This window comes from Methylobacterium sp. Leaf123 (assembly GCF_001423405.1).
Lineage (GTDB): Bacteria > Pseudomonadota > Alphaproteobacteria > Rhizobiales > Beijerinckiaceae > Methylobacterium.
In genome coordinates this window covers 136513-163511 of sequence record NZ_LMNS01000036.1, presented here as the reverse complement: position 1 = coordinate 163511, position 26999 = coordinate 136513, and the positions used below count along the sequence as shown (strand labels likewise).

Sequence of the window (26999 nt, the reverse complement as noted above, 5' to 3'; positions counted from 1 at the left end):
CCACCCACCCCCTCATCCTGAGGTGCCCGCGCCAGCGGGCCTCGAAGGATGCTCCCGATCCCGCGCGATGGCTGGAGGATCCTTCGAGGCCTCCGCTTTCGCCCCGGCACCTCAGGATGAGGACCAGGGGTAGGATCAGCGCTGCCCGAAGGCCCTAACGCTGCGCCGCTTGCATCGGCTTGTCCGATTTCGGCGGCTGGGGGGCGATGCGGCCGCCGTCCTTGAGATCGGCCGGGGGGCTCAGCACGAGGCGCTCGCCGCCCGAGAGGCCCGTGTCGACCTCGACCACCGTGCCCTTGTCGCGGGCGACATGGACCTCGACCCAGGTCACGCGGTCGTCCTCGCGGGCGACCGCCACGCGGGTGCCGGACTGGTTGAACACGAGAGCCTCGGCCGGCACCGACACCGTGGCGCCGCCGGTGCGGGGGATCGCCAGGGTGACGTAGACGTAGAGGCCCGGCCGCAGGGTGCGGTCGGGATTCGGCACATCGACCTGCGTCGTCAGGGTGCGCGAGGAGGCGAGCAACGCCACCGAACTGCGCTCGACCGCGCCGGAGAAGCTGCGGTCGGGCATCTGCGGCACCTTGATCCGGGCCGCGATGCCGGGCTGCACGCCCACCGCCGCGTTCTGCGGCACGTTGACGGAGATGCGCAGCACGTCGTCCCGGTCCATCGACAGGAGCGGCGTGCCCGAGCCCGCATCGGCCTGGACGAGATCGCCGACATCGACGTTGCGGGTCGTCACGACGCCGTCGAAGGGCGCGGTGACAATCTCGAAGCCGGTCAGCGCCTTGAGCCGCCCCACGGTCGCCTGCTGCGCCTTGATGTTGGCCTGGGCCACCTTCACGTCGGCCTCCGCCGAGGCGAGGTTCGCCTGCTGCGCCAGCACGCCGGCCTGGGTGTTGTCGGCGTTCTGCTTCGAGGCCCAGCCCTGGCCGGCGAGCGTCGAGGTGCGCGAGTTCGTGGCCTGGGCGAGGTTCGTATTGGCCTTGGCCTGATCGACCATGGCCCGGGCCCTCAGAAGTTGCGCCTCGAGCTGCCCGAGCTGCGCCTCGGCCTGGGCGAGCTGCTGGTCGAGATCCGGGGCGGCGATGCGCAGGAGCACGTCGCCCTTCTTCACCCGCGAGCCGAGATCGACATGGCGCTCGGCGATGTAGCCGGTGGCGCGGGGATAGATCCGCGCGGTGGCGAAGGGCTCGGTCTGGCCCGGCAAGGTCAGCTCGATCGGCCCGTCGAGGCGCTTAGCCTCCTCGGTGCGGACTTTCGGCACGAACTCCATCTGCCGGGCCCGCGTCGACTCGGCCCGGGCCGCCCGCTGCCAATGGCCGTAGCCGCCGTAAGCCAGCAGGCCGAGCGCGATCAGCCCGGCCAGCGCGAAGCCGCCCTTGCCCGGCGGTGGCGGGATTTTCTTGTCCTCGCCATCGGTCACGGGCGAATCCTCCGGTCGGATCGGACGGGCATCAGACATAATCCTCGAGCGGCTTGGCCTCGCCCCGCCGCAGCAGGCTGTAGAGGAACGGCACGAACAGCAGGGTCGAGGGCGTGCCGAGCGCGATGCCGCCCATCACGGCCCGCGCCAGGGCCGCGTTCTGCTCGCCGCCCTCGCCGGTGCCCAGCGCCATCGGCACGAGCCCGAGGAACATCGCACTCGCGGTCATCAGCACCGGCCGCAGGCGCGTCTCGCCCGCGACGATGGCCGCCTCACGGGCCGAACAGCCCGTCGCCTCCCGGTGTTCCTTGGCGAAGGTGACGAGCAGGATCGAGTTGGCCGAGGCGATGCCCACCGACATGATCGCCCCGAACAGCGACGGGATCGAGAAGGTGGTGCCTGTGATGAACAGGCTCGCGACGATGCCGCAAAAGGCGACCGGCAGGGCGGCCAGCACCACGAAGGGGTCGCCCCAGCTCTGATAGTTCACCGCCATCAGCAGGTAGACGGCGATGACCGCGATGCCGAGGCCGATCCCGAGCCGGAAGAAGGCGGCGCGCATGTTCTCGATCTGCCCGCGCACGCTGATCTTGTCGGGGGCCGGCAGGGTCTTCTGCTCCTCGGCGACGATCCGGTCGATGTCGCGGGCGACCGCGCCGAGGTCGCGGTCCTGCACCGCCGCGTAGACGTTGAAGGTCGGCTGCGTGTTGACGTGGTTGATCACCGTCTGCGTCGGCTGGCGGGTGATCGTGGCAATGCTCGACAGCAGCGTCAGCGCGCCGGGCCCGCTGCCGGCATTGGCGCGGGCAAAGAGCGGGGTGTTCTGTAGGGCGGTGAGCGAGGCGTTGCGGTATTCCGGGGTCTGGACCCAGAGCTGGTAGGGGATGCCGGTCTTCGGGTCGGTCCAGAAGTTCGGGTTCACTTGGAAGGAGCCCGACAGCGACACGTTGAGGCTCTGGGCCACCTGCTGCTGCGTCAGTCCGAGTTCGGAGGCGAGCCGCCGGTCGACATCGACGAAGAATTGCGGCGCGTCGACGATCTGGTGCAGGTGCACGTCGACGAGGCCGGGCGTCTCCTTCAGCCGCGCCTCGATGCGCCGGGCAGCCGCCAGATCCTTCACCGTGTTGCGGCCGGAGACCTGCACGTCGATCTGCGCGATCACCCCGAAATTGAGGATCTGCGTGATGATGTCGGAGGGCTGGAAATAGACGATCATGTCGGGGAAGCGCTCGCGCAGGGTCTCGCGCAGGCGGCGCTGATACTCGGCGACCGGGCCGTGCTCGTCCTTCAGGTCGATCAGCATCTGCCCGTCATTGTAGGAGACGAATGAGCCGTCGGAGAAGGCGAAGTTGTAGTTGTTCGAGGGCAGGCCGATATTGTCGAGGATCTGGTCGATCTCGTCCTCGGGGATCACTTCGCGCACCACCTTCTCGACCTCGGCGAAGACCTGCTCGGCGGTCTCGATGCGCATGCCCGGCCGGGTGCGCAGGTGCATCGTCATCTGGCTCGATTCGACCTGCGGGAAGTAATCCTGCCCCGTGAAGACGAAGAGCCCGCCGGTGCCGGCAAACAGCAGGATGACGCTGGTCACGGTCGCGACCGGGTGGCGCAGAACCGCGTGGAGCAGCCCGACATAGCCGCGGTGGAACCGGTCGAACCGCGCCTCGAAGCCCCGGCGGAAGGCGCCCGCCAGCCGGAAGACGGGGGCGAGCAGCCAAGCCAGCGCCCGCTCGATCCGCCCGCGGCGCGGAGCTTCGCCCTCGCCGCCATGGTGCTGGAGGTATTCGCGCGCCACCAGCACGTCGATCATCACCGGCACGAGCGTGCGGGTGAGGAAGTAGGAGGTCAGCATCGCGAACACGACCGCGAGCGCCTGGGGCGTGAACAGGTATTTCGGGGTGTCGGTAAGCGCGAAGACCGAGACGAAGGCGGCGCAGATCGACAGCGTCGAGATCAGCGCCGGCTTGGCGATGCCCGCCGCGCCCTCGACCACGGCGTTGCGGAAGGGTTTGCCCTCCTCGAACAGACGGTAGGTGTTCTCGATCGCCACCGTCACGTCATCGACGAGGATGCCGACGGCGAGCGCGAGCCCGCCCAGCGTCATCACGTTGATGGTGTGACCGAGCGCGGCGAGCAGCGCCAGCGAGGTCATCAGGCAGAGCGGGATCGAAACGAGCACGATCAGGGTCGAGCGCCACGAGCCGAGGAACAGCAGGATCGTCAGGCCCGTCAGCGCCGCGGCGATGACGGCCTCGTGCCACACGCCCTCGATCGCGTTCGAGACGAAGACCGACTGGTCGAAGAGCGGCTTGATCTCCATGCCCTCGGGGGCCGCCGCGCGGATATCGGGAAGCGCCGCCTTGACGTTGTTGACGACGTCCAGCGTCGAGGCGGTACCGTTCTTCAACACCCGCATCAGCACCGAGGCGGCCCCGTCGGCCCGCACCACGTTGACCTGCGGCGGGCCGCCGTCGCGGACATAGGCGACGTCGCGCACCAGAACCGGCTGACCGTTGACCACCTTGATCGGGATCTCGTTGAGCGCCGCGATCGCATCCGGCGTCGCGTTCATCTGCACCGGGTATTGCTGCTCGCCGATCTTGGCGAGGCCCGAGGGGATCGTCAGGTTCTGCGAGGTGACGGCGTTGGTCACTTCCAGCGGCGTCATCCCCAGCGCCTGGAGCGCGTGCAGGTCGAGATCGACCATGACTTGCCGCGGGGCGCCGCCGAAGGGGGAGGGCAGGGTCGAGCCCGGCACCTGAGTCAGGCGCTGGCGGATGCGGTACTGGGCGTAGTCGTAGACCTTGTTGAGGCTGTCCTTGGCCGAGGTCAGCGCGAGCTGGATCACCGGCACCGAGGAGGCGGAGAAGCGCACGATCACCGGCGGCTGCACGCCCGGCGGCATCAGCGCGCGGATCGAGTTCGTGGAGGAGACGACCTGGGCGATGGCCAGATCGATGCTGACGCTCTGGTCGAAGTAGATCTTCATCACCGACGTGCCCTGCAGGCTCGTCGATTCCATCCGGGCGATGTTGTTGACGTTGTTGGAGATTCCGAATTCGGAATAGGTCGTGATCCGCTTTTCCATCTCCGGCGCGGACAGGCCCGTATAGGTCCAGACCACGACGACGACGGGGATATCGACCGCCGGCAGCACGTCCTTCGGGGTCACGACGATGGCGCTGACGCCGCCGAGCATCATCAGCACCGCGAGGACGTAGGTCGTGATGCGAAACTTGAGGGCGTACTGGACGAGTCCCATGAATCTCCGGTGAAGTTGGATCTCCGGTGGATGTCCGGTCAGAGTGCCTCACGAAACGCCCGGTCGCCGACGGCCCTTAGCCGGGCCATGCCGACGGAAATTTTGTGAGAGACACGAAGCCTTGCCCGAGCCATGGCGCGGGATGATCCCACGAATACCGCACGGCGACTGTTTCTGTTCTATGTCCGATTGTCGCCGAAAACATGCGCGCGCTGCGATGCCGCATCGCCGCCTGTCCCCGCTGTCCAAGCGCATCGCATCCGCCCGGCAGAGACAGGGTTAAACTGAAAACAACCTTTGCAACAATTGATCTCAAGGTCAGCGCGGTGGCAACGACGCCGGATTGTCGTCTGCTTGTGCCGCCAGCTGTGCCGCTTCTTGCTGTGCCGCGTCTTGCCGCCGCGCCTGCGCCCGGCCGAGCCAGAGCGCGTTGAGGAGCCACGCGGCCGAGAGCGGCACCGCCACCACCGCCGCGGCGTGGCCGCCGAAGCCGAGCGCGGTGAGCCCCGCATGGGACCACGCGCCGATCTGATCGCCGAGACGGTAGACCACCGTATCGATGAAGCTTTTGGCCTTGTAGCGATCCTCGCGCGGCACCACCGTGAACAGCACCTCGCGCACCGGCCGGGCGATGGCGAAGTTGCCCGCGCGGCGCAGCACGTAGATCACCACCACCGAGGCGACGCTTGGCGAGAGCGCGAGCGCGGCAAACCCGATGATGCTCGCCGCCGGCAACAGCGCCAGCGTCACCCCGACCCCGAGCCAGCGGGTGATGCGCCCTGTGAGGAAGAGCTGCACGCCGAGCGTCAGGGCGTTCACGGCGAGATCGACGTTGGCGAAGAAGGCGGTCTGCGCCCCCCGGCTGGGGAAGTTGTTCTTGGCCACCGCCGCCTGCTCGAAATACAGGAAGGTCGCGGTGATCGAGAACAGCGCCAGGAACAGCGCGATGTTCAGGAGGTAGGGCGAGGCGAAAGTGCGCCGGATGCCGGCCCAGATGTCGCCGCCGATGACGTCGCCCGCCCGCGATTCCTCCGGCACCTCGTGGAGGCGCCCGATCAGGCGGGCGAGGCCCCGCATGGCGAAGACCGCCGCTTCCAAGAGCACAGCGGCGGCGATGAGCAGCGCCCAGGTCGGCACGTCGCGGGCCAGCGTCGCCGTCACCGCCGAGCCGCAGATGGCGCCGAGCGTCGCGCCCGCGGCGATGAAGCCGAACAGGCGCTTGCCCTGCTCGGTCGAGAACACATCCACCACCGTGGCCCAGAAGATCGAGACCACGAACAGGTTGAAGATCGAGAGCCAGACGAAGAAGGCCCGGCCGACCCAGACCGCCGTCTCACCCTCGGCCATCGCGATGAGGCCGGCAAAGATCAGGATGTTGAGGATGAAGAAGCGGTAGGTGAGGGGCACGAAGCGCGCCCGCGGCAGGCGCTTGACCAGCCACGCGAAGGGCAGGTTCAGCGCCAGCATGCCGATCAAGGTCGCCAGGAACAGCCAGGGCAGGTTTTCCAGGCCGCCCGCCACGCCCATCTGGTCGCGGATCGGGCGCAGCACGTAGTAGCTCGCGAGCAGGGCGAAGATGTAGGCCCAGGACCACGCCAGCGCCGGGCCCTCGCCCGGCCTCACATCGACGAGGCGGGCGAGACGGTTCGTGAAGGAAGAGGCCGGAGCCTCGCTCAAGGCTTCACCCCGAGCTTCTGCTTCAGTTCCGGCGCCGAGAGGTCATGGCCGAAGCCGGGCGAGCCCATGGCAAAGGTATCGGCCGCCTTGAGTTCGCCGACCACGACGGGGTCGAAGCCGGCATCCGAGACCAGGGTGCGGGCGGTCTCCAGCGCCTTCGGATCGTTGCCGGCGATCGGCACCGCCATGCGCGGCTCGGGCCGGCCGGCATTCTTCTGGAAGATCTTGTAGTTGGCCGCATTGAAGGCGCGCACCACGCGAGCACCGGCCAGATACTTGGCCGAGACCGTACCGATGCCGTCGCGCTCGACCTCGTCGGCGACCGCCCCGTCGCGGGCCTTCACCGCATTGCCGGCATCGATCACCACCTTGTTCTTGAGCGCCGCGGCGTTCTCACGCCCCAGCTCCGGATAGGCCTTATAGGGCACCGCGATCAGCACGGCGTTGCCGAAGGCGATCGCTTCGGCCGGGGTTCCGGCCCGCGCCTTGGGCCCGAGTTCCTCCACCAGTGGCTTCAATTCCTCCGGATGGCGGGAGGCGAAGAACACCTCGTAGCCCGCCTTGATCCAGAGCCGGCCGAGCGTGCCGCCGATATTGCCCGCCCCGATGATCCCGATTCTTTTTGTCGTTTCGGACTGCGCGAAAGCGGGCAGCGCGGGGAGCAGGAACGAGCCGGCGAGGAGCGCCAGCGCCGCGCGCCGACCCAGAGAAATCCCAAAAGAATCAGACCGCATCGATGAAGGCCTCCATCTTGCGCCGCTCGGCGGCATCCGGCAGCCGCCCGGTCGCGGCGGCGAGGTTGTCCTCGACGTAACGCGCCTGGGCCATGCCCGGGATCGGGCAGGTGACGGCCTCGTTGGCGAGCACGTATTTGAGGAAGAACTGCGCCCAGCTCTTGCAGCCGAATTCGGCGGCGAACGCGGGCAGGGGCTTGTCCTTCACCGCCTTGAACAGGCGGTCGCGGCCGAAGGGCACGTTGACCATCACCGCCACGCCGCGCTCGGCCGCCAGCGGCAGGATGCGTTCGGCCGCCGCCCGGCTGTCGAGGGCGTAATTCACCTGCACGAAGTCGAGTTTCTCCCGCTTCATCACCGTTTCAAGCTCGGGGAATTGCTCGTCGCGCCAGACCGTGACGCCGACATAGCGGATGCGGCCCGTCTCCTTGAGGGCGCGCAGGACGGCGAGATTGGTCTCCGTGTCGATCAAATTGTGCACGGCGATCAGGTCGATCTTGTCCGTGCGCAGGCGCTGGAACGAGCGCTCGGTCTCGGCCTCAGCCGCCTCCCGGCCGCGGGCCGCGACCTTGGTAGCGAGAAAGATCTTTTCGCGCAGGCCCTGGAGGATGATGCCGAGCACGTCCTCGGCCGTGCCATAGCTCGGGGCGGTGTCGATCACCCTTCCGCCGAGCGCGACGAAGCGCTCAACCGCCTCGCGCAGAGGCGCGGTGGCTTCGGGCGTCGGCGCCACCTCGTAGCGGCGCGAGGTGCCGATGCCCATGGCCGGCAACCGCTCGCCGGAGGAGGGGATCGGCCGGGTGATCAGGGCGTCGGCGGCGCGGGCCGGGCGCAGCAGGGTCGGCGCGAGCCCCGCTCCGGCGGTGAAGGCCGCGCCCTGCAAAAGGGTTCGGCGGGAAAGCGGCGGGACGGGCGGCATGGAGGCGGGCTCCTCTCGCGGACGGGCGTGGCCCGAGCGAGATAGGGCAACCTCACGGCGCGGGCGAAGGGCTCAACCTTCGAGCCGAGCGAAAGTCACCACCGTCTCGCCGTAGCTGCGCCGCTCCAGTTCCTCGAAACCGGGCGGCAGGACCGGACCGGCCTCGGCGGCCTCCTCGACGAGGACCAGCGCGCCGGGGCTGAGCCAGCCGCCCTGAACCGCGGCCGTCAGCGCGGCGGGTGCCAGGTTCTTCCGGTAGGGCGGATCGCAGAAGACGAGGGACGCGGCCTCCGGGGCCGGCCCGAGCCGGGTCGCGTCGCGTTGGATCAGCCGGGCGCGGTCCTCGCAGCCCAATGCGGCGATCGCGGCGCGGATCAGGGTGCCGGCTTGGCGCCCCTCATCCACGAAGAGCGCGCGGGCCGCACCGCGGGAGAGCGCCTCGAAGCCGAGGGCGCCGGTGCCCGCGAACAGGTCGAGCACCACGGCGTCCTCGACCGCATCGTCGTAGGCATGGGCGAGCACGTTGAACAGGGCTTCGCGCAGGCGGTCGGAGGTCGGGCGGATGCCCTCCGCCTTCGGTCCGACCAGCCTGCGCCCGCGCCATTCGCCGCCGACGATCCGCACGCGCGAGGCCCCTTAGCCCTCGCCGCGCGGCGGGCGGCTCGGACGTCCGCCCCCGCGCGGTCCCGGCTTGCCACCACCACCGGGGCGACCGCCAGGGGCACCGCCGGGCTTGCCGCCGGGGCGACCGCCAGGCGCGCCGCCGGGGCGACCGCCCGGGCGCCCACCGGGCCGGCCGCCGCCACCGGGCTTGAAGTCGCCCCGCGGGCCACCTTTCGCGCCACCCTTGAAATCGCCCCTGGCGCCGTCGCGGTCACCGCCCTTGAAGCCGGGCTTGCCGCCGAAGCTCTTGCCCGCACCACCACCGGGGCCCTTGCCGGAACCCTTGCGGAAGGCGGGACGATCGGACGCCTCGGCGCCGCGCGGGGGCCGAGCCGGACGCTCGCCCTCGGCGGCACGGGGCCGGTCGCGGGGAGGGCCGCGACGCTCGGGCGGGCGCCCTTCGCTCGGGCGCTCGCGGCGGGGTGCGCCCTCGCCGCGCTCATGGAAATCACGTTGAGGCCGGCCCTCGCTCCGCTCACGCGGCGGACGCCCCTCGAAATCGGAGGGACGCTCGCGGGGCGGCCCACGGCGCTCGGCCGGTGCAGCCTCCCCGTCCTCACGGCGGCGGGGCCGGGCATCGCCCGCGGGGGGGGCGCGGCGGAAATCGTCACGGCCCGGCCGCTCGTCGCGGGCGCGGTTCTCGCGCGGTCCCTCGCTGCGCGGCCTGTCCTCACGGGGACGGTCTTCGCGCGACCGATCTTCGCGGGGCCGATCCTGGCGCGGCCTGTCTTCGCGCGGCCTGTCGCGGGGCGCGGACCGCTCCTCCTCGTTGCGGAAGCGGACCCGGCGATGCGGCTCGGGCGCGGGGGTCTCGGGCGAGGGCTGAAGCCGCTCCACCAGCACCCGGCGCTCGCCGGCCGCCTGAATCGCGCCGACGCGCTCGCGGCCGCGCTCGGCCGCCGCCGCGCGGGCGGTCTTGGGGTCCATGCCCCGGCGCGGCACCTTCGAGGCGCGGGGCCGTGTCTCCTCGTCGGCGCGCCACACGGTCGGGGACGGAGGCCGCGGGGCCGGGCGCGCACCGGCGCGGGGGGCGGCAGGGCGGGCGGGATCGCGCGGCGGACGGCCGGCCGACCCACCGCGAGAGCCCGAACGGGCTTCCGAGGGGCCCTCGTCGCGCGCCCCATGACGGCCCCGCGCCGCGGGCGCCGGGGCCGGCGTGGCACGCGTGGCCTTCCTCGGGCTGCCGAAGGGGGCGATCGTCTCGCGCACCGGGCTCTCGAAATCGACGCCGGCCTGTTCGGCGAGGTTCTTTCCGAGCTGCTCCTTGAGAACCTTGGTGCGGATCTCCTCGACGAGGCCGACTTCGAGGTCGCCGAGCTGGAACGGTCCGAACGAGAGCCGGATCAGCCGGTTCACCGAGAGGCCGAGATGTTCGAGGATGCGCTTGACCTCGCGGTTCTTGCCTTCGCGCAGGCCGAGCGTCAGCCAGACGTTGTCGCCCTGCGCCCGGTCGAGGGTTGCCTCGATCGGGCCGTACTCCATGCCGTCGACGGTCAGGCCCTTCTTGAGCTTGTCGAGATCGGGCTGGGTCACGTCGCCGAAGGCGCGCACCCGGTAGCGGCGCAGCCAGCCGGTATCGGGATGGGCGATCACCTTGGCGAGCCCGCCGTCATTGGTGAGCAGCAGCAGCCCTTCGGTGTTGATGTCGAGCCGGCCGATGGCGACAACCCGCGGCAGCTCTTCGGGTAGGCCGTCGAACACCGTCGGGCGGCCCTCCGGGTCGCGGGCGGTGGTGACGACGCCGCGCGGCTTGTGCAGCAGCCAGAGCCGGGTCCGCTCGCGGGCGGGCAGGGGCTCGTCGTCCACCGTGATGCGATCGGAATCGGTCACGTTGATCGCCGGCGAGGTCAGAACCTTGCCGTTGAGGGTGACGCGGCCGGCCTCGATCAGGGCCTCCGCGTCGCGGCGGGAAGCGATGCCGGCGCGGGCGATGGCCTTGGCGATGCGCTCGCCCTCGGGCGTGGCGGGTTGGTCCGCAGGCACGGCCGGGGAGGGGTCTGGAATGTCGGTCATCCGCGCCCCTTATCAGAGCAGCGGGTTGCACAAAAGGAAAAGGCGGCCCGCGAGGGCCGCCCTTTCATCGAACCGTGCGGTTCAGCTCGGTCACAGTCGCGGCGAACGACCGCGCACCGCACCCATCACCGCCGAGATCAGGAACAGCGCGATCGCGACGAAGAACACGATCTTGGCCGCCTCCATGGCGGTGCCGGCGATGCCGCCGAAGCCGAGCAGCGCGGCGATCAGAGCGACGACGAGAAAGGTAACAGCCCAACCGATCATGGTATCCTCCTGACGTCCGTCTCAGACGGTGTCTTGCAGTGTCTTCGAAGTCTTGTCCTGGCTGAGAAATTGCCAAGCTGCCGGAATCGTTCCGTCGATGGCGTTGAAAACGGATGCTGGGGGCGAAGCGTTCCGGGACGTGCCCGGCCCCGCCGCGTTCGGCCGACCTACGATGCCGGCTCGGCGGATGGCGCCCGGACAAAGCCCACATCGGCGGCGACCGCCTTGAGCCGGTCCGGTTCGCGTTCCTTGCGCTCGGAGTAGCGGTCGACGAGGTAATCGGCCCGCCCGCGGGTCAGGAGCGTGAACTTCATCAACTCCTCGCACACGTCCACGACCCGGTCGTAGAGCGGCCCCGGCCGCATGCGGCCGGCCTCGTCGAATTCCTTGTAGGCCATCGGCACCGAGGACTGGTTCGGGATGGTGATCATCCGCATCCAGCGCCCGAGCACCCGCAGGCTGTTCACCGCATTGAAGCTCTGCGAGCCGCCCGAGACCTGCATCACCGCGAGGGTGCGCCCCTGCGTCGGGCGGACCGAGCCCTCGCTCAGCGGCAGCCAGTCGATCTGGCTCTTCATCACGGCGGTCAGGTTGCCGTGCCGCTCGGGGCTCACCCAGACCTGCCCCTCGGACCAGACCGAGAGGTCGCGGAGTTCGCGCACCTTCGGGTGGTCGGCGGTCGCGTCGTCGGGGAGCGGCAGGCCGTGCGCGTGGAAGATCCGCACCTCGCCGCCCATCGCCTCCAGCAGCCGGGCCGTCTCGTAGGCCAGGAACCGGCTGAAGGAGCGCTCCCGCAGCGAACCGTAGAGGATCAGGAAGCGGGGCGCGTGCGCGAGCGGCGCCGACGCCTGCACCCGCTCGGCGGTGGGCCGCTCGACATGCGCCTCGGAGAGGTTCGGCAACCCGTCGGCGAACGGCTGATGGGGCTTGTCCACGCGGCGCTCTTTCCATACGCTTCAACAAACGTTGAATTGATGGACCAGCCATGGACGAACGGCAAGCCCTCGCCGCCTTCGCCGCGCTCGGCCAGGAGCACCGTCTCCGTGTCGTGCGCGCGCTCGTCATCGCCGGGCCCGACGGCCTTGCCGCCGGGGCGCTGGCGACCGAGGTCGGTGTCGCCAGCACCAACCTGTCCTTCCACCTGAAGGAGCTCTCGCATGCCGGGCTGATCACGTTCCGGCGCGAGGGCAAGTCGGTCATCTACAGCGCCGCCTATGCCGGCCTGTCCGATCTGATCGCCTTCCTGATGCGCGACTGCTGCCAGGGCCGGCCCGAGGTCTGCGCCCCGGCCGTCGCCGCCCTGTCGGCCTGCGCCTGCCCCAATGGAGACACCGCCCATGCCTGAGGCGTTCGACGTCGTGATCTACCACAACCCTGCCTGCGGCACGTCCCGCAACACCCTGGCCATGATCCGCAACGCCGGCATCGAGCCGCATGTGGTGGAGTACCTGAAGACTCCGCCGAGCCGGGCGCTCCTCACCCGGATGCTCGCCCGCGCCGGCCTCTCGGTGCGTGACGTCCTGCGCGAGAAGGGCACGCCCTACGCCGAACTCGGCCTGGCCGATCCGGCGCTGACCGACGCGCAGCTCCTCGACGCGATCGAGGCCCACCCGATCCTCCTCAACCGCCCGCTCGTGGTGAGTCCGAAGGGCGTGCGCCTGTGCCGGCCGTCCGAGGCAGTGCTCGACCTCCTGCCGGCCCCGCAGGGCGCGTTTGTGAAGGAGGACGGCGAGCGCGTGGTGGACGCGCACAGTCGTCGCGTCGCCAGTACCTGAGGAAGCCCGATGTCCCTGTTCGAACGCTACCTCACCCTCTGGGTGGCGCTGTGCATCGTGGCCGGCCTCGCGCTCGGCCATGTCATGCCCGGATTCTTCCACGCCGTCGGCGCCGCCGAGATCGCCCAGGTGAACCTGCCGGTGGCAGTCCTGATCTGGCTCATGGTCATCCCCATGCTGCTCAAGATCGACTTCGCCGCCTTGCGGCACGTCGGGCGGCACTGGCGCGGCATCGGCGTGACGCTCTTCATCAACTGGGCGGTGAAGCCGTTCTCGATGGCAGCGCTGGGCTGGCTCTTCGTGGGCACTCTGTTCCGTCCGTACCTGCCCGCCGACCAGATCGACAGCTACATCGCCGGGCTGATCATCCTGGCGGCCGCGCCCTGCACGGCGATGGTGTTCGTGTGGTCGAACCTGACCCGCGGCGAACCGCACTTCACGCTGAGCCAGGTGGCGCTCAACGACAGCATCATGGTGGTGGCGTTCGCGCCCCTCGTCGGCCTTCTGCTCGGCCTGTCGGCCATCACCGTCCCCTGGGGAACGCTGGTGCTGTCGGTGGCGCTCTACATCGTCATCCCCGTCGTGATCGCGCAGGGGGTCCGCCGAATTCTGCTGGCCTCCGGCGGCCAAGCCGGCCTCGACCGTCTGCTCGGGAGGCTCGGTCCGGTCTCGCTGGTGGCGTTGCTGGCCACCCTGGTGCTGCTGTTCGGCTTCCAGGGCGAGCAGATCCTGGCCCAGCCGGCGATCATCGGCCTGCTCGCGGTTCCGATCCTCATCCAGGTCTACCTGAATGCGGGGCTGGCCTATCTGCTGAACCGCGCTGCGGGCGAACAGCACTGCGTCGCGGGCCCCTCGGCCTTGATCGGCGCCTCGAACTTCTTCGAACTCGCAGTGGCAGCCGCCATCAGCCTGTTCGGCTTCAACTCGGGCGCGGCGCTCGCCACCGTGGTCGGCGTCCTCATCGAGGTGCCGGTCATGCTCACGGTCGTGTGGATCGTGAACCGCTCGAAGGGCTGGTACGAGCGCGGCGCGTCTGTCCGAGGAGCGATGCGGCCATCGGTTTCCCGGGAGACCTGAGACGGGAGAGCCGCGCGCGTCTGACCGCGGCCTCCGTGCGTAGAGGCGCCCGGAGCATGTCCCCCAGGCGCTCGAAAAGCTTCCGAACAGATCCTTCCCCAAGGTCCGTCAGGCCACCAGCGTCCGTGCGGGCCGGCCCTCGGAGGCGGTTCCGGCTTCGAGCAGGGCAGCGATCTCGTGGATCGGGCGGGGCGGGCTGAACAGGTAGCCCTGCACCTCCTGCGCACCCTCCGTCCGGATCGTGGCGAGCTGCGGCTCGGTCTCGACGCCCTCGACCAGCGTGGTGATGCCGAGGCTCGCCCCCAGGCTCACGATGGCGCGGATGATCGCGCCGGCCTCCGACTCGGCGGCGCAGTCGCGCACGAAGGAGCGGTCGATCTTGATCTTGTCGAAGGGGAAGCGGCGCAGGTAGCTGATCGAGGAGTAGCCGGTTCCGAAATCGTCCATGGAGATGCGCACGCCGAGCTTGCGCAGGGTGTGGAGCGTTTCGAGGTTCGCCTCGGTGTCTTCGAGCAGCACGCTCTCGGTGATCTCCAGTTCGAGCCGGCTCGCCTTGAGGCCGCTGGCCGCGAGCGCGCCGAGCACGCTCTGGACGAAGCTGCGGTGGCGCAGTTGCAGCGGCGAGACGTTGACGGCCACGCTGATCTCGCCCGGCCAGGCCACCGCGTCGCGGCAGGCCTGGCGCAGCACCCATTCGCCGATCGGCACGATCAGGCCGGTCTCCTCGGCGAGCGGGATGAACACCACCGGGCTCACGAGCCCACGCTCGGGATGGTGCCAGCGGATCAGCGCCTCCATGCCGGTGATGCGGTTGTCGGACAGGTCCACGAGCGGCTGATAATGCAGTTCGAAGCGGTCCTGCGCGAGCGCCTCGCGCAGCTCGCGTTCGAGGCCGAGCCGCTCGCGCAGGGTCTCGTCCATCTGCGGTTCGAACAGGCGGACGGTGCCGCGCCCCTCGGTCTTCGCCTCGTAGAGGGCGAGATCGGCCTCTTTGAGGAGGCGCTCGATGTCGTGCGGGACGTCGCCCTCGGCCAGGGCGATGCCGGCGCTCATCCCGATCTCGACGGTGATCCCGTCGAGGGCGTAGGGCGCGGCCACGACCTCGATCAGGCGCTCGGCCAGGGCCGTGGCCCCGGCCGCATCCTCGACGCGGGAGAGCACCGCGAATTCGTCGCCGCCGAGCCGGGCCACCACGTCGTGGCTGCGCACATGCCCGCGCAGCCGCTCGGCCACCGCCCGCAGCAGGGCGTCGCCCACCGCGTGGCCGAAGCTGTCGTTGACGGGCTTGAACCGGTCGAGGTCGAGGCAGAGCACCGCGAGCGGCGCCTCCGCGTCGGTGCGCAAGGCCGTGATCCATTCGGCGCCGACCTCGCGCAGGCGGGTGCGGTTCGGCAGGTCGGTGAGCCCGTCGTGGCGGGCCATGTGGATGATGCGCGCCTCGTTGCGCCGCCGCTCGGTGATGTCCTCGAAGGTCGCCACCCAGCCGCCGCCCTCGGCCATGGGCCGGTGGGTCACGGCGATGACCCGCCCGTCGGCGAGTTCGCGCAACACCGATTTCGACCCGTCGCCGCTGAGCGAGGTGCGGGTGCCCTCGCTGATCGCATCGACCGTGGCGCCGCGCTTGTAGCGCCCGAGCGCCACCAGCATCTCGATGATGGCGCGCTGGCCCATGCCGACATGGACCACATCCTCGGGCAGGCCGAAGATTTCCAGATAGCGCCGGTTCCACACCAGGAGCCGCTGCTCCGCATCGAACATGCACAGGCCGTGCGTCATGTTCTCCAGGGCCGCGTCGAAGCGCCGGTTCTGCTCGCTGAGTTCGGCATGCGTCTCGATCAGAGCGCGCCGGGTCTGGTGCTGCTCGGTGACGTCACTGCCGACGCCGCGATAGCCGAGGAACTCGCCCTCGGGCGAGAAATGCGGGCGGCCGCTGATTTCGAACCAGCGCGGCGTGCCGTCGGGATGGCGGTAGACGTAAGTGAGTTCACGGAACGATCGCCGCGCGGCGATCGTCTCGCGGTAGGCGGCCAGGCTCGCGCCCTCCTCCCCGCAGAACAGGGCCGACCGCGTCACCCCGATCAGATCCTCCGGAGGGCGGCCCAGCAGGCGCTCGGCGCCCGGGGAGACGTAGCTGAAGCGATCCTCGGCATCCGTGGCCCAGAGCCAGTCAAAGGCGATTCGCGCGAGTTCTTCGAGGTCGTTCAGGGGCATGGGCTCACCGCAGACGAGCCGGACCTTCACGCCCAAACGTGAATATTTCCTCATGCCCGCGACTTGGACATCCTGCCCAATTTTTGCCCGAGCTGTGATGGCCCAAGTGAGCTGCAAGTGAGCCCCAAGTGCAGCGGAGACCCAAGACTGTCGCCTGAATTGCACGGACCTGGGAAAGTTCCACAAGGTTGCATCGCCGCAATCTCAGGGCCCCAAACGACCGTCCGATCCGGTGCGCCGGAGCCTTCGCCCCGCCGAACCGTTATCCGCGGCACGACAGCGGCGTCGGAAGGATCGCGGATGGCAGAGGGCGACGACCTGTTTCCCGGCTTCGCGCCGCTCTGGATCGAGGGGCCGGCGGGCCGCTGGTTCGGCCGGGCCGGCGGCTCCGAATCGGCACCGCCGCTCCTGCTGCTGCACGGCTTTCCGCAGAGCCACGCGATGTGGCACCGGCTGGCGCCGGCGCTCGCCGAGACGCACCGCGTCATCGCCCTCGACCTGAAAGGCTATGGCTGGTCGGCCGCGCCGGATTCGGGGAGCGGGCAGAACGCCTACGCCAAGCGGCGGCTCGGGACGGAGATCGTCGCGGTGATGGAGCGGCTCGGCCATATCCGCTTCGCGCTGGCCGGCCATGATCGCGGCGCCCGGATCGGCTACCGGCTCGCCCTCGACGAACCCGGCCGGATCGAGCGGCTCGCGCTGCTCGACATCGTGCCGACCGACGTACAGTGGGCCCGCATCGAGGCGAACCCCGCGGCGAACCCGCACTGGCCGTTCCTGTCGCGCCCCGCCCCGGAACCGGAGCAGGCGATCCGCCGCGATCCGGACGGTTATTTCGAGGGGCTGCTGCGCGACTGGACCGCCGCACACGATCTGGCCGCCTTCGACGCCCGCGCGCTCACCCTCTACCGGCAGGCCTGGGCCGTGCCTGAGCGCATCCACGCGATGTGCGAGGATTACCGGGCCGGCGGCGCCGACGGGCCGGACCGCGACGACCTCGCCGCGGGCCGGACCCTGGCGATGCCGGTGCTCGTGCTCGCGAGCGAAGCCTATCTCGATCGGGACAAGCCCGAGACCGCGCTGGCGGCCTGGCAACGGACCTTTGCGCCGAAGGCGCAAGGCGCGCGGATCGCCTCCGGCCACTTCATGGCCGAGGAAGCGCCCGAGCCGACGCTGCGAGCGTTGCAGGCTTTCCTGGCGGCGTGATTCCTCAAAAGCGCTCGACCCACGGCCGCAGGGCGATCTCGTCGGTCCAGGCGCTGCGATCCTGGCGCAGGAGGGCGAGGTAGCTTTTCGCGATGGCGTCCGGATCGAGGGTCGCGTCGGGGTGCTCCCCCGGATCGGGCCGGGCGGCGGAGCGGATGGCGCCGTCGATCACGATATGGGCAACATGGATGCCCTGGGGCTGCCACTCCCGGGCAAGGCTCTGCGCGAGGCCGCGCAGGGCGAACTTGCCCATGGCGAAGGGGGCCGAGCCCGCAAATCCCTTTACGCTCGCCGAGGCACCGGTGAACAGGATCGCGCCGTGGCGGTGGGGCAGCATCCGCCGGGCGGCGGCCTGCGCCACGAGGAAGCCGCCATAGGCCGAGACCGTGAGCGCGCGGGCCACGGCCTCCGGATCGAGATCGACGGTGGCCCCGCGCAGCCGGCCGCTGGCGTTGTAGACCACCACGTCCGGCGCACCGCCCAGCGCCGGTTCGAGCCGGGGGAACAGGGCCTCGACCGCGCCCGGATCGGTCGCGTCGCAGGCATGGAGTACGGCCCCCGTCTCCGCGGCGAGGGCGTTGAGCTTTTCGGTGTTGCGCGCCGCCAACCCGACCTTCAGCCCCTCGGCCGCGAACAGGCGCGCCAGGGAGGCGCTCAGGCCGGGGCCGGCACCGACGATCAGGGCGCGCTGGTAGGTCGGGACCACGGGAGGGGGCTCCGGTGCGGTAAGGGGATGAAGGGGCGAACGCGCCGGGCCGAGCCGCGGTTCGAGGCCCTGCAACAACGCCTCTCCCGGCTCACCCCCGCCGCTCGGCAAAAAAATCCCTGAGGAGGCCCGCCGCCTCGCCCGCGCGAAAGCCCGAATAGACCTCCGGCGCGTGGTGGCAGGTCGGCTGGTTGAACACGCGGGGGCCGTGCTCGACGCCGCCGCCCTTGGGGTCGGAGGCGGCGTAGTAGAGCCGGCGGATGCGGGCGAAGGCGATCGCGCCCGCGCACATCGGGCAGGGCTCCAGGGTCACGTAGAGGTCGCAGCCGGTCAGCCGCTCGTCGCGCAGCGCGGCGCAGGCGGCGCGGATCGCCAGGATCTCGGCATGGGCCGTGGGGTCGCACAGCGTGCGCGGCCGGTTGCCGGCCACCGCGAGCACGGTTCCGTCCCGCACCACCGCCGCGCCGACCGGCACCTCGCCCAAAGCCGCGGCCTCGCGGGCGGCGGTGAAGGCGAGGTCGAGGAAATCGGGCATCCGTCGCCCTTCGTCAGTCGCCCTTGGAAGCCGCCTCTCCGGCGGCCGCTTCGCGGGTGACCTCCCGGCCGCCGATATCGCTGCGGAAGAAGCCGTCCGGCCAATCGATGCGCTTCACCGCGGCATAGGCGCGGTCTTTCGCTTGCCCGACGCTGGCGCCGAGCGCCGTGACCGCGAGCACCCGTCCGCCATCGGCGAGCAGCAGGTCGCCGTCGCGGCGGGTGCCGGCCTGGAACACCAGAACCGTCTCGTCGCCCGCCTTACTCCCGGTCGCCTCGACGCCGCGGATTTCCGTGCCGCGGGTCACCGCGCCGGGATAGCCCTGCGCCGCCATCACCACGGTGAGCGCGGCGCGGGCGGCGTCGAAACCGATGGCGACGCCGGAGAGGTCGCCCTGGGCCGCGGCCAGCAGCGCCGGCACGAGATCGCCGGTCAGGCGCGGCATCAGCACCTGCGCCTCGGGATCACCGAAGCGGGTGTTGTACTCGATGAGCTTCGGCCCCTCGCTCGTCAGCATCAGCCCAGCATAGAGGATGCCGGAAAACGGCGTGCCGCGGGCGGCCATGCCGGCCAGCGTCGGCGCGATGATCCGGGCCATCACCGTCTCGGTGATCTCCGGCGTGACGATGGAGGCGGGGGAATAGGCGCCCATGCCCCCGGTATTGGGGCCGAGGTCGCCGTCATGGACGCGCTTGTGGTCCTGCGCCGTCCCGATCGGCACCGCACGGGTGCCGTCACAGAGGGCGAAAAAGCTCGCCTCCTCGCCGAACAGGCATTCCTCGATGACGAGCGCCCCGCCCTCCGTTCCGTCGAGGATCGCCCGCACGGCGGCCTCGGCCTCGGGCAGCGTTTCGGCCACGGTCACGCCCTTGCCGGCGGCGAGCCCGTCAGCCTTGACCACGATCGGCGCACCGCGCTCGCGCAGATAGGCCAAAGCCGGATCGAGGTCGGTGAAGCGGGCGAAGGCGGCGGTCGGGATGTCGTGCTCGGCGCACAGATCCTTGGTGAAGCCCTTCGAGCCTTCGAGCTGCGCCGCGGCCTTCGTCGGCCCGAAGGCGGGGATGCCGGCGGCCTGAAGGTCGTCGACGAGCCCGGCGACCAGCGGCGCCTCCGGCCCCACCACTACGAGCCCGACCTTTTCCGCCCGGCAGAAGGCGACGACGGCGGCGTGATCGGACACCGCGAGGTCCGGCCGGTTCTCGCCGTGCTGCGCCGTCCCCGGATTGCCGGGGGCGATGAACAGCCGCGTGCAGAGCGGCGATTTCGCGATGGCCCAGGCCAGCGCGTGCTCGCGCCCGCCGGAGCCGATGAGCAGGATGGAGAAGGGCTCGGTCATGAGAAGAACCCTATCCAAAAAATTTTGGGCCGGGGGAAGGGCGTTTCGCGTTTGCCCCGGCGACGCGGCCGGTCCTCCCCCCGGTCCCGCAAGGGGGAAGTCGCCGCATGGCGCCGCAAGATCGTCAGCCAGACCGTCATGAGGGGCCGGGCCGAAAACGGCGCGGGCTCGGCCTCACCGGCGCCAACACCCTGGTGCAGACGCTGGCGATCCTCGGGGCAGGGGCCTGGGGCGTCTACACCTTCGTCTACGAGGCGCGGATCAAGCCGGGGCTCGCCCCGCCCTCGGTCTCGGTGAAGACCGACCTCGCTCGGGTCGGCGAGCGCGGCGACCGGGTGGCGATCCGCTCGACCGTGACCCGCACCAATGTCGGCCAGGCGGGCGTGCGCGTGCTCGGGCTGACCTACACCGTGGTCGGCATCCGCACCCGCTTCTCCGAACCGGGCGACGACACGGCGGCGCGGGAGGCCGCCTTCCGGGCCTCGCTCACGGGCACGGCGACTGTCGATGCCGCCCGCGATTATGTGCGCGAGAGCGGCGGGACGCCGATCCTGCGCCAGGGGTTGCTGTTCTCCGGCGCGACCCCGCTCCCGAGCGAGCCCTCCGACCTCAATCCGGGCGAATCCGTCTCCCGCGACGTGATCGTCTATGCCGACCGCAAGACCTTCGACGCGGTGCGCTTCGAGGTGCGGCTCGCCTACGCCAAGGAGGACGACCCGCCGGTGCGCCTGCGCTTCGAGGCGGGGGCGGACGGGGTGCTCGCGACCGTCCCGGCCGAGCCCTGCCCCGCACCGAAATGCCCGCTGCGGACCACGGATTTCGCCACCGAATTCTCGCTGTGGTGAGGGCGCCGACGCGGCCCTCCGCCGGGATCGTTTTATCGCGTGCGCCGGACGGAACGGTTGGCCGGGCTCACCTGTTGATGACTGCCATGCCGATCTGTCGCCACTCGATCGCCTCCCCCGCCCGCCCGCCCCGCGAGCACCCGATCGTTCGGCTGTCGCACTACGTGGTGCAGCGCCGCTCGGCGCCACGGGCCGCCAACGACAACCGCCGGTCGCGGCTCGCGCCGGTCTGGCCCTGGGCCATGGTGGCCGCCGCCGCCCCGGCCGTGACGGCGGCGCTGATCCTCTCGCGCCTGATCTGACGCCGGGCGCCCTCGTCGCACGCGTTGTCCTGTCTGCTCTCCTTCGTTTCTCAAGTGCCCGGCGCAGCCGAAGTGTTGCTCCGTACAGGGCGCGTGCCCTTCGCTTGGCGCGTGAGCCCTGCTTGGCCGAACAAGCCGTCGGCGCGGCTGGCGGACGCGGCTCCGGGGCCACACCCGCACGCCGTTCCCCAGCCGATCGCGCGGGCGCCCTTTACCTCACCCGGCCCGTTCCCTAGCGTCCGGCCCCATGCCGCTCGTGCCCCCGCCGCGTCCTGCGACCTCTGCCGCCGCCGTACCGCCGCCGGGGGAGCCGGCGCCCTCGGCGCTGCTCCAGGCCAACACTCCCGAATGGTCGGTCGGCGATCTCGCCGCCGCCCTCAAGCGCACCCTGGAGGACGCCTTCGGGCATGTGCGCCTGCGCGGCGAAATCACGGGCTATCGCGGGCCGCACGGCTCGGGCCACGCCTATTTCTCGCTGAAAGACGGCTCGGCGAAGATCGATGCGGTGGTGTGGAAGGGCGTGCTCGGGCGCCTGCGACAGAAGCCCAAGGAAGGGCTTGAGGTCGTCGCCACCGGCAAGATCACGACCTTTGCCGGAAAATCCTCGTACCAGATCGTCATCGACTCGATGGAGCCCGCCGGCATCGGCGCCTGGATGGCGCTGCTGGAGGAGCGCAAGCGCCAGCTCGCGGCGGAGGGGCTGTTCGAGGCGGACCGGAAGCGGCCGATCCCGTTCCTGCCGCGGGTGATCGGCGTCGTCACCTCGCCGACCGGCGCGGTGATCCGCGACATCCTCCACCGGCTGGAGGATCGCTTTCCCCGCCCCGTGCTGGTCTGGCCGGTGCGGGTGCAGGGGGAGGGGGCGGCCGAGGAGATCGCCGCGGCGATCCGAGGCTTCAACGCGCTCGCGCCCGATGGCCCGATCCCGCGGCCAGACGTGCTGATCGTCGCCCGCGGCGGCGGCTCGATCGAGGATCTCTGGGCCTTCAACGAGGAGGCGGTGGTGCGCGCCGCCGCCGAGTCCGAGATCCCGCTGATCTCCGCCGTCGGCCACGAGACCGACACGACGCTGATCGACTTCGCCTCCGACCGCCGCGCGCCGACGCCCACGGGTGCGGCCGAGATGGCCGTGCCGGTGCGGGCCGAACTCAGCGCCCAGGTCCATGAACTCGGCGCCCGGCAGGCGGGCACGATGCTGCGGCGGATCGAGCGCGAGCGGGCGGATTTCCGGGCGCTGGTGCGGGCGATCCCCGGTGCCGACGCCTTCCTCGCCGTCAAGCGCCAGCGCCTCGACCTCGCCGACGCGCGGCTGCGGCCGGCGCTCGCCGCCAATGCCCGCGATTCCCGTGAGCGCCTGAACCGCCTCGCCGACCGCCTCACCCGGCGCTCCCCGGCGATCGCGCTGGCCGAGGCGCGGGCGCGGCTCGCTGCCATCGACCACCGCCCGCGCACCGCCATGAGCCGCATCATCGAGCGCCGCCACGACCGGCTCGACGCGCTCACCGGCCTGCTCGGGGCGCTCAGCTACAAGGCCGTGCTCGCCCGCGGCTACGCCCTCGTGCGCGATGCCGACGGCCTGCCGGTGCGCTCGGCCGCAGCCGCGGCCCAAGCCGCGCGGTTCCAACTGCAATTTGCCGACGGCGCGATCTTTGCGCGCCCCGAAGCTGCTCCGGACGACCCCGTTGTGCCCCCCCTCGCCGATACCCCGCCCGCGGCGCGCCCGAAGCGCGCGCCGCGCCGGGCGACATCCGAGTCCGCTCCGAAGGCAAAGGAGACAGCACCCAAGACCGCCGCACGGCAAGGATCGCTGTTCTGATCGCCCGCGGCCGGGCGCTGTCCGCCCCGCCCCCGGCTCACCCCCTCCTTGCGCGGCACGCACCTTGACCGGCAGGGCCGCCTCTGCGACCGAGCGGCACGGCTCCTGCCTCACCGGCGGCGGGCCCCGGCATCCCGCAGGAGAGACGCGTGACCACGACGATCGACTCGGATCAGAAGCTCCACCTCGTGTTCGGCGGCGAGCTGGAAGATGTCTCGAGCGTGCGCTTCCGCGACGTGAAGGATCTCGACATCGTCGGCGTCTTTCCCGACTACGCCTCGGCCCAGACCGCGTGGCGCTCGAAGGCGCAGGCCACCGTCGACAATGCCCAGACCCGCTACTTCATCATCCACCTGCACCGCCTGCTCGAACCGTAATGGGGGCGGGGCAGGGCCTCGTGCATGAAGCCTTTGTAACGAAACCATTGTGAGGGCTCGGCCCCGCTGGTATGAGCCGCGCGGCCGGATGCTTATGCGGTCTCGGACGTAATCGTTTCGCGCGCGTCCCGCGAATGACTTGCAGAGTGAGCCGAGAGACGCCCGGCATGACGTCGTCCATCAAGATCATCGCCGGCAACGCGAGCCGTCCGCTGGCGGAAGCGATCGCCGGCTACCTCGAATTGCCGCTCGCGAACTGCATGGTCCGGCGCTTCGCCGACATGGAGATCTTCGTCGAGCTGCAGGAGAACGTGCGCGGCGAGGACGTGTTCATCGTCCAGTCCACCTCGTTCCCGGCCAACGACCATCTGATGGAGCTGCTGATCATGATCGACGCCGCGCGTCGGTCGTCGGCGCGGCGCATCACGGCGGTGATCCCCTATTTCGGCTACGCCCGGCAGGATCGGCGCACCTCGGGCCGCACGCCGATCTCGGCCAAGCTCGTCTGCAACCTCATCACCGAGGCCGGCGCCGACCGGGTGCTGACGCTCGATCTCCATGCCGGGCAGATCCAGGGCTTCTTCGACATCCCCACCGACAACCTGTTCGCTGCCCCCGTGATGGTGCGCGACATCAAGGAGCGCCTGGCGCCCGGCGAGCGCATGGTGGTCTCGCCCGACGTCGGCGGCGTGGTGCGCGCCCGCGCGCTCGCCAAGCGCATCGATGCATCGCTGGCCATCGTCGACAAGCGCCGCGAGCGGGCGGGCGAGTCGGAGGTGATGAACATCATCGGCGACGTCGAGGGCCAGTCCTGCATCCTCGTGGACGACATCGTCGATTCCGGCGGCACGCTGGTGAACGCGGCCGAAGCCCTGCTCAACGCGGGCGCCAAGGAGGTCTCGGCCTACATCACCCACGGGGTGCTGTCGGGCGGCGCCGTCTCGCGCATCGCTGCCTCGCGGATGAAGGAACTCGTCATCACCGACTCGATCCTGCCGACGCAGGCGGTCAAGCTCGCCCGCAACATCCGCGTGATCTCGATCGCGCCGCTGCTCGGCGAGGCGATCGGGCGTACGGCGACGGAATCGAGCGTGTCGAGCCTGTTCACCTGAACGAATAACGGGATTCCAAAGGGATCATCCCTTCGGCGGGGTCTCGGGGCAGCGCCCCGAGTTTCCTTCACCAGGGCTCCGCCCTGGACCCGCGAAAGGACTTGTCCTTTCGAAACCCCAGACTTCCGCTCAGCGGATTTCGGCGATCTCGAACTCGTGGTCGTTGACCGTCACGGTGTCGCCGACGGTCTTGCCGGTGAGCGCGCGGGCCAGCGGCGCGACGTAGGAGATCGAGCCGGTGGACGGGTCGGCCTCGTCCTCGCCGACGATGCGGAAGGTCTGGCGCGTGTCGTCCTCGCGCATCACGGTCACCGTCGCGCCGAAGCGCACGGTATCGCCCTCGAACGCTTCGACCGGTTCGGCCGAATTCTTCCGCGCGGTCCAATAGCGCAGATCGCGCGAGACACGGGTGTGGTCGGCCTTGTCCTGTTGCGGCGAGAGGCCAGACAGCTCCGCCTCCAAGCGTGACACCTCGGCTTCGATCTGCGCAAGACCCTCGGGCGTCACGAAGTTGGTGTGGGAGGAGATGGGCCGATCGGGAAGATCCTCGAAGGCCTCGCCACCTTCCGGCTCACGGACAAATGCTCTGCTCATGAAACACGCAATGCTCAAGCCTAAGCCGAGGTTCCACCGATGGTGACGACGGTGCGGCCTCGGACCTGACCGTCGAGCAGGGTTTCGGCGAGGCCGCCCGCCTCTTCCAGGGGGACCGTCCGCGTCATGGCCTGGAGCCGATCACGGTCGAGGTCGCGCGCGAGCCGGGCCCAGGCCTCGCGGCGGGGCCCTTGCGGCGTCGTCACGCTGTTGATGCCGAGCAGGGAGACGCCGCGCAGGATGAAGGGCGCGACCGAACTCGGAAGGTCCATGCCCCCGGCATTGCCGCAGGCGGCGATGGCACCGCCGCCCTTCGTCATGGACAGGACGTTGGCGAGCACCCGGCCGCCGACCGCGTCGATGCCCGCGGCCCAGCGCTCCTTGGCCAGAGGGCGCGGCTCGCCCGCGAGCGCCTCGCGCTCCAGGAGCTCGGCCGCACCGAGACCTTTCAGGTAATCGGCTTCGCCACTCCGACCGGTCGCGGCGATGACGTGCCAGCCGGCGCGCTTCAAGAGCGCCACCGCTACAGACCCGACGCCGCCGGAGGCCCCCGTCACCAGTGCCGGACCGGCCTCGGGCGTGAGCCCGTGCCGCTCCAGGGCGAGAACCGAGAGCATCGCCGTGTAGCCCGCGGTGCCGATCGCCATGGCCTCGGCCGGGCTCAGTCCCTCGGGCAGGGGCACCAGCCAGTCGCCGCGCACCCGAGCGCGCTCGGCCAGACCGCCGAGATGGGTCTCGCCGACGCCCCAACCGGTGAGCACCACGGCATCGCCGGCCTTGTAGTCGGGATGCGCCGAGGCTTCGACGGTGCCGGCGAAGTCGATGCCGGGGATCATGGGGAAGCGGCGGACCACCGGCATCCGGCCGGTCATGGCGAGCCCGTCCTTGTAGTTCAGGCCCGAATGGGAGACCCGCACGGTGACGTCGCCGTCCATCAGGTCGGCCTCGTCGAAGTCCCGCAGGGCGAGGCTCTGGCCGGCTTCGCCCTTCTCGATCACCCAGGCCCTGAACGCCGCCATGATCCGCTCCTCCCGTCTCGCGTTGGGAAGGGAGCTACGGCGGCCCGGCCTCGAATCAAGGCCGCCGAGCGGGGACGCCGCGGCGGCGTGCCTCAATAGCCGTCGTAGATGCTCCCCTGCGAGAAGCCGAGGCCCACCGCCACGTCGGCGGAGGAGGCGCCGGCAATGCCGAGGGCGTCCGGGATCGAGCCGACCCCAAGGGGCCCATAACCAGGGCCGTAGCCGGGGCCGGGGCCGAAATCGGGTCCGCCGGCGGGCACCCAGGCGGCGCGGGCGGGCTGCACCAGAACCCGGCGCTGCGTGGTGGTGTAGACCGGCGGCAGGGTGTGCGGGATCGCCTCCGGCGGCCGCACCAGCACGCGGCGGGTCTGCACCGCGTAGCGCGGCGGGGTGGTCACCCAGCAGCCGACGAGTTGGCCGTAGGCGTCGGTGCGCATCTCCCACCGGCGCCCGCCGGGGGCGACCAGCACCCGCTCGGTCACCGTGTCGTAGATCGGCGGGGAGGTGCGGTAGACGGTGCGCGGCGGCTGGACCAGCACCCGCTCCGCGACGGTGTCGTAGACCGGCGGCGTCACGACGCGGCGGTAGCACTCGGCGCTGACACAGCCGCCCCCGGCCTGCGCGGGCGCGGCCAGGACGAACACGGAGACGGCGGCAAGGGAGGGGAACAGGCTCGAGCGGGGCAGGGGGATGGCCATGGAACAACCTCGGAACGCGACTTCGATACGATTTCGACGCCGCCGCGAGTCCCGTGCGGACCTCAGCGTGGCATGCCATTCGACGTACAGAGTGCGGCCAAGGTTGCTGACCGAACAAGCTCGATTGTCAAAGACAGTAAAATTAACCAACGACTAAGACTACGCAGATCTAAACACCGGGCCTCGACTTGAAATATCCGCCGACAGGCGGGGTCGCGCCGGATCGGGGGCGAAGGCGGGGGCGTTGCCGAAAAACCCTTCGCGCCGCGCAGGGGAGGGCGGGCGGCAGGGCGCGCTTGTCAGCCCCTCGGCCAAGGGCTAGAGCGCTTCCAAATCGGGCGGCGGCGGCGCCCGGGACACTTGAAACCGCCGCACGGGGAATCGCATCCGCAAGCGGGTGACGGGCCGGTGAGGAGCGCGCCCGAC

25 protein-coding genes are annotated in these 26999 nt (G+C 70.5%); 9 read left to right on the top strand and 16 right to left on the bottom strand.

Annotation, left to right across the window (positions count from 1 at the left end):
- Nucleotides 1-154: 154 nt before the first annotated feature.
- From ASF53_RS17865 to arsH, 9 genes are all read right to left on the bottom strand, one after another.
- A complete protein-coding gene (locus ASF53_RS17865; RefSeq protein ID WP_286134513.1) occupies nucleotides 155-1468 on the bottom strand; it encodes an efflux RND transporter periplasmic adaptor subunit in 1314 nt (437 codons plus the stop codon).
- Nucleotides 1461-4691 (bottom strand): efflux RND transporter permease subunit, encoded by a 3231-nt coding sequence (locus ASF53_RS17860; protein WP_056201439.1) that lies wholly within the window; start codon nucleotides 4689-4691, stop codon nucleotides 1461-1463. Before ASF53_RS17860 ends, ASF53_RS17865 begins: the two co-directional genes overlap by 8 nt.
- 318 nt (nucleotides 4692-5009) lie before the next feature.
- Nucleotides 5010-6368 (bottom strand): NTP/NDP exchange transporter, encoded by a 1359-nt coding sequence (locus ASF53_RS17855; RefSeq protein ID WP_056201436.1) that lies wholly within the window; start codon nucleotides 6366-6368, stop codon nucleotides 5010-5012.
- Nucleotides 6365-7102 (bottom strand): NADPH-dependent F420 reductase, encoded by a 738-nt coding sequence (locus ASF53_RS17850; protein WP_056201433.1) that lies wholly within the window; start codon nucleotides 7100-7102, stop codon nucleotides 6365-6367. The genes ASF53_RS17855 and ASF53_RS17850 overlap by 4 nt, the downstream gene beginning before the upstream one ends.
- Complete coding sequence (locus tag ASF53_RS17845) at nucleotides 7092-8021, bottom strand: aldo/keto reductase (protein WP_056201430.1); 930 nt, start codon at nucleotides 8019-8021, stop codon at nucleotides 7092-7094. Before ASF53_RS17845 ends, ASF53_RS17850 begins: the two co-directional genes overlap by 11 nt.
- A 72-nt stretch (nucleotides 8022-8093) precedes the next feature.
- A complete protein-coding gene (rsmD, locus tag ASF53_RS17840; protein ID WP_056201427.1) occupies nucleotides 8094-8645 on the bottom strand; it encodes a 16S rRNA (guanine(966)-N(2))-methyltransferase RsmD in 552 nt (183 codons plus the stop codon).
- Between the two features lie 12 nt (nucleotides 8646-8657).
- On the bottom strand, nucleotides 8658-10697 hold the full coding sequence (locus tag ASF53_RS17835; protein WP_056201423.1) for a pseudouridine synthase: 2040 nt from the start codon (nucleotides 10695-10697) through the stop codon (nucleotides 8658-8660).
- 90 nt (nucleotides 10698-10787) lie between these two features.
- On the bottom strand, nucleotides 10788-10964 hold the full coding sequence (locus ASF53_RS25225) for a DUF1328 domain-containing protein (RefSeq protein ID WP_012456035.1): 177 nt from the start codon (nucleotides 10962-10964) through the stop codon (nucleotides 10788-10790).
- A gap of 167 nt (nucleotides 10965-11131) precedes the next feature.
- Entirely contained in the window at nucleotides 11132-11899 is a 768-nt protein-coding gene (gene arsH, locus ASF53_RS17830; RefSeq protein WP_056201419.1) for an arsenical resistance protein ArsH, read from the bottom strand.
- Nucleotides 11900-11949: 50 nt separating this feature from the next.
- On the opposite strand from arsH, the gene ASF53_RS17825 reads away from it, so the two are divergent.
- The 3 genes from ASF53_RS17825 to arsB are packed head-to-tail and all read left to right on the top strand — an operon-like array spanning nucleotide 11950 to nucleotide 13816.
- Nucleotides 11950-12309 (top strand): ArsR/SmtB family transcription factor, encoded by a 360-nt coding sequence (locus ASF53_RS17825; RefSeq protein WP_056201417.1) that lies wholly within the window; start codon nucleotides 11950-11952, stop codon nucleotides 12307-12309.
- Nucleotides 12302-12739, top strand: coding sequence for an arsenate reductase (glutaredoxin) (gene arsC, locus ASF53_RS17820; RefSeq protein WP_056201414.1), 438 nt, complete (start codon nucleotides 12302-12304; stop codon nucleotides 12737-12739). The genes ASF53_RS17825 and arsC overlap by 8 nt, the downstream gene beginning before the upstream one ends.
- 9 nt (nucleotides 12740-12748) lie before the next feature.
- Nucleotides 12749-13816, top strand: coding sequence for an ACR3 family arsenite efflux transporter (arsB, locus tag ASF53_RS17815; RefSeq protein WP_056201411.1), 1068 nt, complete (start codon nucleotides 12749-12751; stop codon nucleotides 13814-13816).
- A gap of 108 nt (nucleotides 13817-13924) precedes the next feature.
- On the opposite strand, the gene ASF53_RS17810 is transcribed toward arsB, so the two are convergent.
- A complete protein-coding gene (locus ASF53_RS17810; protein WP_056202009.1) occupies nucleotides 13925-16027 on the bottom strand; it encodes a putative bifunctional diguanylate cyclase/phosphodiesterase in 2103 nt (700 codons plus the stop codon).
- Between the two features lie 300 nt (nucleotides 16028-16327).
- Between ASF53_RS17810 and ASF53_RS17805 the strand changes: the two genes are divergently transcribed.
- Nucleotides 16328-17233: an alpha/beta fold hydrolase gene (locus tag ASF53_RS17805; RefSeq protein WP_056201408.1), complete on the top strand. Its 906-nt coding sequence runs from the start codon at nucleotides 16328-16330 to the stop codon at nucleotides 17231-17233.
- A gap of 4 nt (nucleotides 17234-17237) precedes the next feature.
- On the opposite strand, the gene ASF53_RS17800 is transcribed toward ASF53_RS17805, so the two are convergent.
- From ASF53_RS17800 to purD, 3 genes are all read right to left on the bottom strand, one after another.
- Complete coding sequence (locus ASF53_RS17800) at nucleotides 17238-17939, bottom strand: SDR family NAD(P)-dependent oxidoreductase (RefSeq protein WP_056201405.1); 702 nt, start codon at nucleotides 17937-17939, stop codon at nucleotides 17238-17240.
- Between the two features lie 91 nt (nucleotides 17940-18030).
- Entirely contained in the window at nucleotides 18031-18474 is a 444-nt protein-coding gene (locus ASF53_RS17795; RefSeq protein WP_056201401.1) for a nucleoside deaminase, read from the bottom strand.
- A 13-nt stretch (nucleotides 18475-18487) separates the two neighbouring features.
- Entirely contained in the window at nucleotides 18488-19810 is a 1323-nt protein-coding gene (gene purD, locus ASF53_RS17790; protein ID WP_056201396.1) for a phosphoribosylamine--glycine ligase, read from the bottom strand.
- 107 nt (nucleotides 19811-19917) lie between these two features.
- Here purD and ASF53_RS17785 point away from each other — a divergent pair, with 107 nt between their 5' ends.
- The 5 genes from ASF53_RS17785 to ASF53_RS17765 all read left to right on the top strand — a co-directional run bounded on the left by ASF53_RS17785 (nucleotide 19918) and on the right by ASF53_RS17765 (nucleotide 24262).
- Nucleotides 19918-20655: a hypothetical protein gene (locus tag ASF53_RS17785; RefSeq protein WP_056201392.1), complete on the top strand. Its 738-nt coding sequence runs from the start codon at nucleotides 19918-19920 to the stop codon at nucleotides 20653-20655.
- An 86-nt stretch (nucleotides 20656-20741) separates the two neighbouring features.
- Nucleotides 20742-20957: a hypothetical protein gene (locus tag ASF53_RS17780; RefSeq protein ID WP_056201389.1), complete on the top strand. Its 216-nt coding sequence runs from the start codon at nucleotides 20742-20744 to the stop codon at nucleotides 20955-20957.
- Between the two features lie 247 nt (nucleotides 20958-21204).
- Nucleotides 21205-22773 (top strand): exodeoxyribonuclease VII large subunit, encoded by a 1569-nt coding sequence (gene xseA / locus ASF53_RS17775; RefSeq protein WP_056201385.1) that lies wholly within the window; start codon nucleotides 21205-21207, stop codon nucleotides 22771-22773.
- 149 nt (nucleotides 22774-22922) lie between these two features.
- A complete protein-coding gene (locus ASF53_RS17770) occupies nucleotides 22923-23150 on the top strand; it encodes a DUF4170 domain-containing protein (protein WP_056201383.1) in 228 nt (75 codons plus the stop codon).
- 167 nt (nucleotides 23151-23317) lie between these two features.
- A complete protein-coding gene (locus ASF53_RS17765) occupies nucleotides 23318-24262 on the top strand; it encodes a ribose-phosphate pyrophosphokinase (protein ID WP_003599505.1) in 945 nt (314 codons plus the stop codon).
- A 129-nt stretch (nucleotides 24263-24391) separates the two neighbouring features.
- Here ASF53_RS17765 and greA read toward each other — a convergent pair whose 3' ends face one another.
- The 3 genes from greA to ASF53_RS17750 form a co-directional block, all read right to left on the bottom strand.
- Entirely contained in the window at nucleotides 24392-24856 is a 465-nt protein-coding gene (gene greA, locus ASF53_RS17760) for a transcription elongation factor GreA (RefSeq protein WP_056201380.1), read from the bottom strand.
- A gap of 20 nt (nucleotides 24857-24876) precedes the next feature.
- Nucleotides 24877-25875 (bottom strand): acrylyl-CoA reductase (NADPH), encoded by a 999-nt coding sequence (acuI, locus tag ASF53_RS17755; RefSeq protein ID WP_056201376.1) that lies wholly within the window; start codon nucleotides 25873-25875, stop codon nucleotides 24877-24879.
- A gap of 92 nt (nucleotides 25876-25967) precedes the next feature.
- Nucleotides 25968-26573: a hypothetical protein gene (locus ASF53_RS17750; RefSeq protein ID WP_056201373.1), complete on the bottom strand. Its 606-nt coding sequence runs from the start codon at nucleotides 26571-26573 to the stop codon at nucleotides 25968-25970.
- Nucleotides 26574-26999 lie beyond the last annotated feature (426 nt).

Excerpts from the sequence above, each read along its gene's own strand:
- ASF53_RS17850 (WP_056201433.1), bottom strand. The coding sequence starts at position 7,102 with ATGCGGTCTGATTCTTTTGGGATTTCTCTGGGTCGGCGCGCGGCGCTG.
- xseA (WP_056201385.1), top strand. The coding sequence starts at position 21,205 with ATGCCGCTCGTGCCCCCGCCGCGTCCTGCGACCTCTGCCGCCGCCGTA.
- ASF53_RS17805 (WP_056201408.1), top strand. The coding sequence starts at position 16,328 with ATGGCAGAGGGCGACGACCTGTTTCCCGGCTTCGCGCCGCTCTGGATC.
- acuI (WP_056201376.1), bottom strand. The coding sequence starts at position 25,875 with ATGGCGGCGTTCAGGGCCTGGGTGATCGAGAAGGGCGAAGCCGGCCAG.
- ASF53_RS17785 (WP_056201392.1), top strand. The coding sequence starts at position 19,918 with ATGGCGCCGCAAGATCGTCAGCCAGACCGTCATGAGGGGCCGGGCCGA.
- arsC (WP_056201414.1), top strand. The coding sequence starts at position 12,302 with ATGCCTGAGGCGTTCGACGTCGTGATCTACCACAACCCTGCCTGCGGC.
- purD (WP_056201396.1), bottom strand. The coding sequence starts at position 19,810 with ATGACCGAGCCCTTCTCCATCCTGCTCATCGGCTCCGGCGGGCGCGAG.
- ASF53_RS17865 (WP_286134513.1), bottom strand. The coding sequence starts at position 1,468 with ATGTCTGATGCCCGTCCGATCCGACCGGAGGATTCGCCCGTGACCGAT.
- ASF53_RS17750 (WP_056201373.1), bottom strand. The coding sequence starts at position 26,573 with ATGGCCATCCCCCTGCCCCGCTCGAGCCTGTTCCCCTCCCTTGCCGCC.
- ASF53_RS17825 (WP_056201417.1), top strand. The coding sequence starts at position 11,950 with ATGGACGAACGGCAAGCCCTCGCCGCCTTCGCCGCGCTCGGCCAGGAG.
- ASF53_RS17795 (WP_056201401.1), bottom strand. The coding sequence starts at position 18,474 with ATGCCCGATTTCCTCGACCTCGCCTTCACCGCCGCCCGCGAGGCCGCG.
- ASF53_RS17860 (WP_056201439.1), bottom strand. The coding sequence starts at position 4,691 with ATGGGACTCGTCCAGTACGCCCTCAAGTTTCGCATCACGACCTACGTC.
- arsB (WP_056201411.1), top strand. The coding sequence starts at position 12,749 with ATGTCCCTGTTCGAACGCTACCTCACCCTCTGGGTGGCGCTGTGCATC.
- ASF53_RS17810 (WP_056202009.1), bottom strand. The coding sequence starts at position 16,027 with ATGCCCCTGAACGACCTCGAAGAACTCGCGCGAATCGCCTTTGACTGG.
- ASF53_RS17845 (WP_056201430.1), bottom strand. The coding sequence starts at position 8,021 with ATGCCGCCCGTCCCGCCGCTTTCCCGCCGAACCCTTTTGCAGGGCGCG.
- ASF53_RS17835 (WP_056201423.1), bottom strand. The coding sequence starts at position 10,697 with ATGACCGACATTCCAGACCCCTCCCCGGCCGTGCCTGCGGACCAACCC.
- greA (WP_056201380.1), bottom strand. The coding sequence starts at position 24,856 with ATGAGCAGAGCATTTGTCCGTGAGCCGGAAGGTGGCGAGGCCTTCGAG.
- ASF53_RS17765 (WP_003599505.1), top strand. The coding sequence starts at position 23,318 with ATGACGTCGTCCATCAAGATCATCGCCGGCAACGCGAGCCGTCCGCTG.
- ASF53_RS17780 (WP_056201389.1), top strand. The coding sequence starts at position 20,742 with ATGCCGATCTGTCGCCACTCGATCGCCTCCCCCGCCCGCCCGCCCCGC.
- ASF53_RS25225 (WP_012456035.1), bottom strand. The coding sequence starts at position 10,964 with ATGATCGGTTGGGCTGTTACCTTTCTCGTCGTCGCTCTGATCGCCGCG.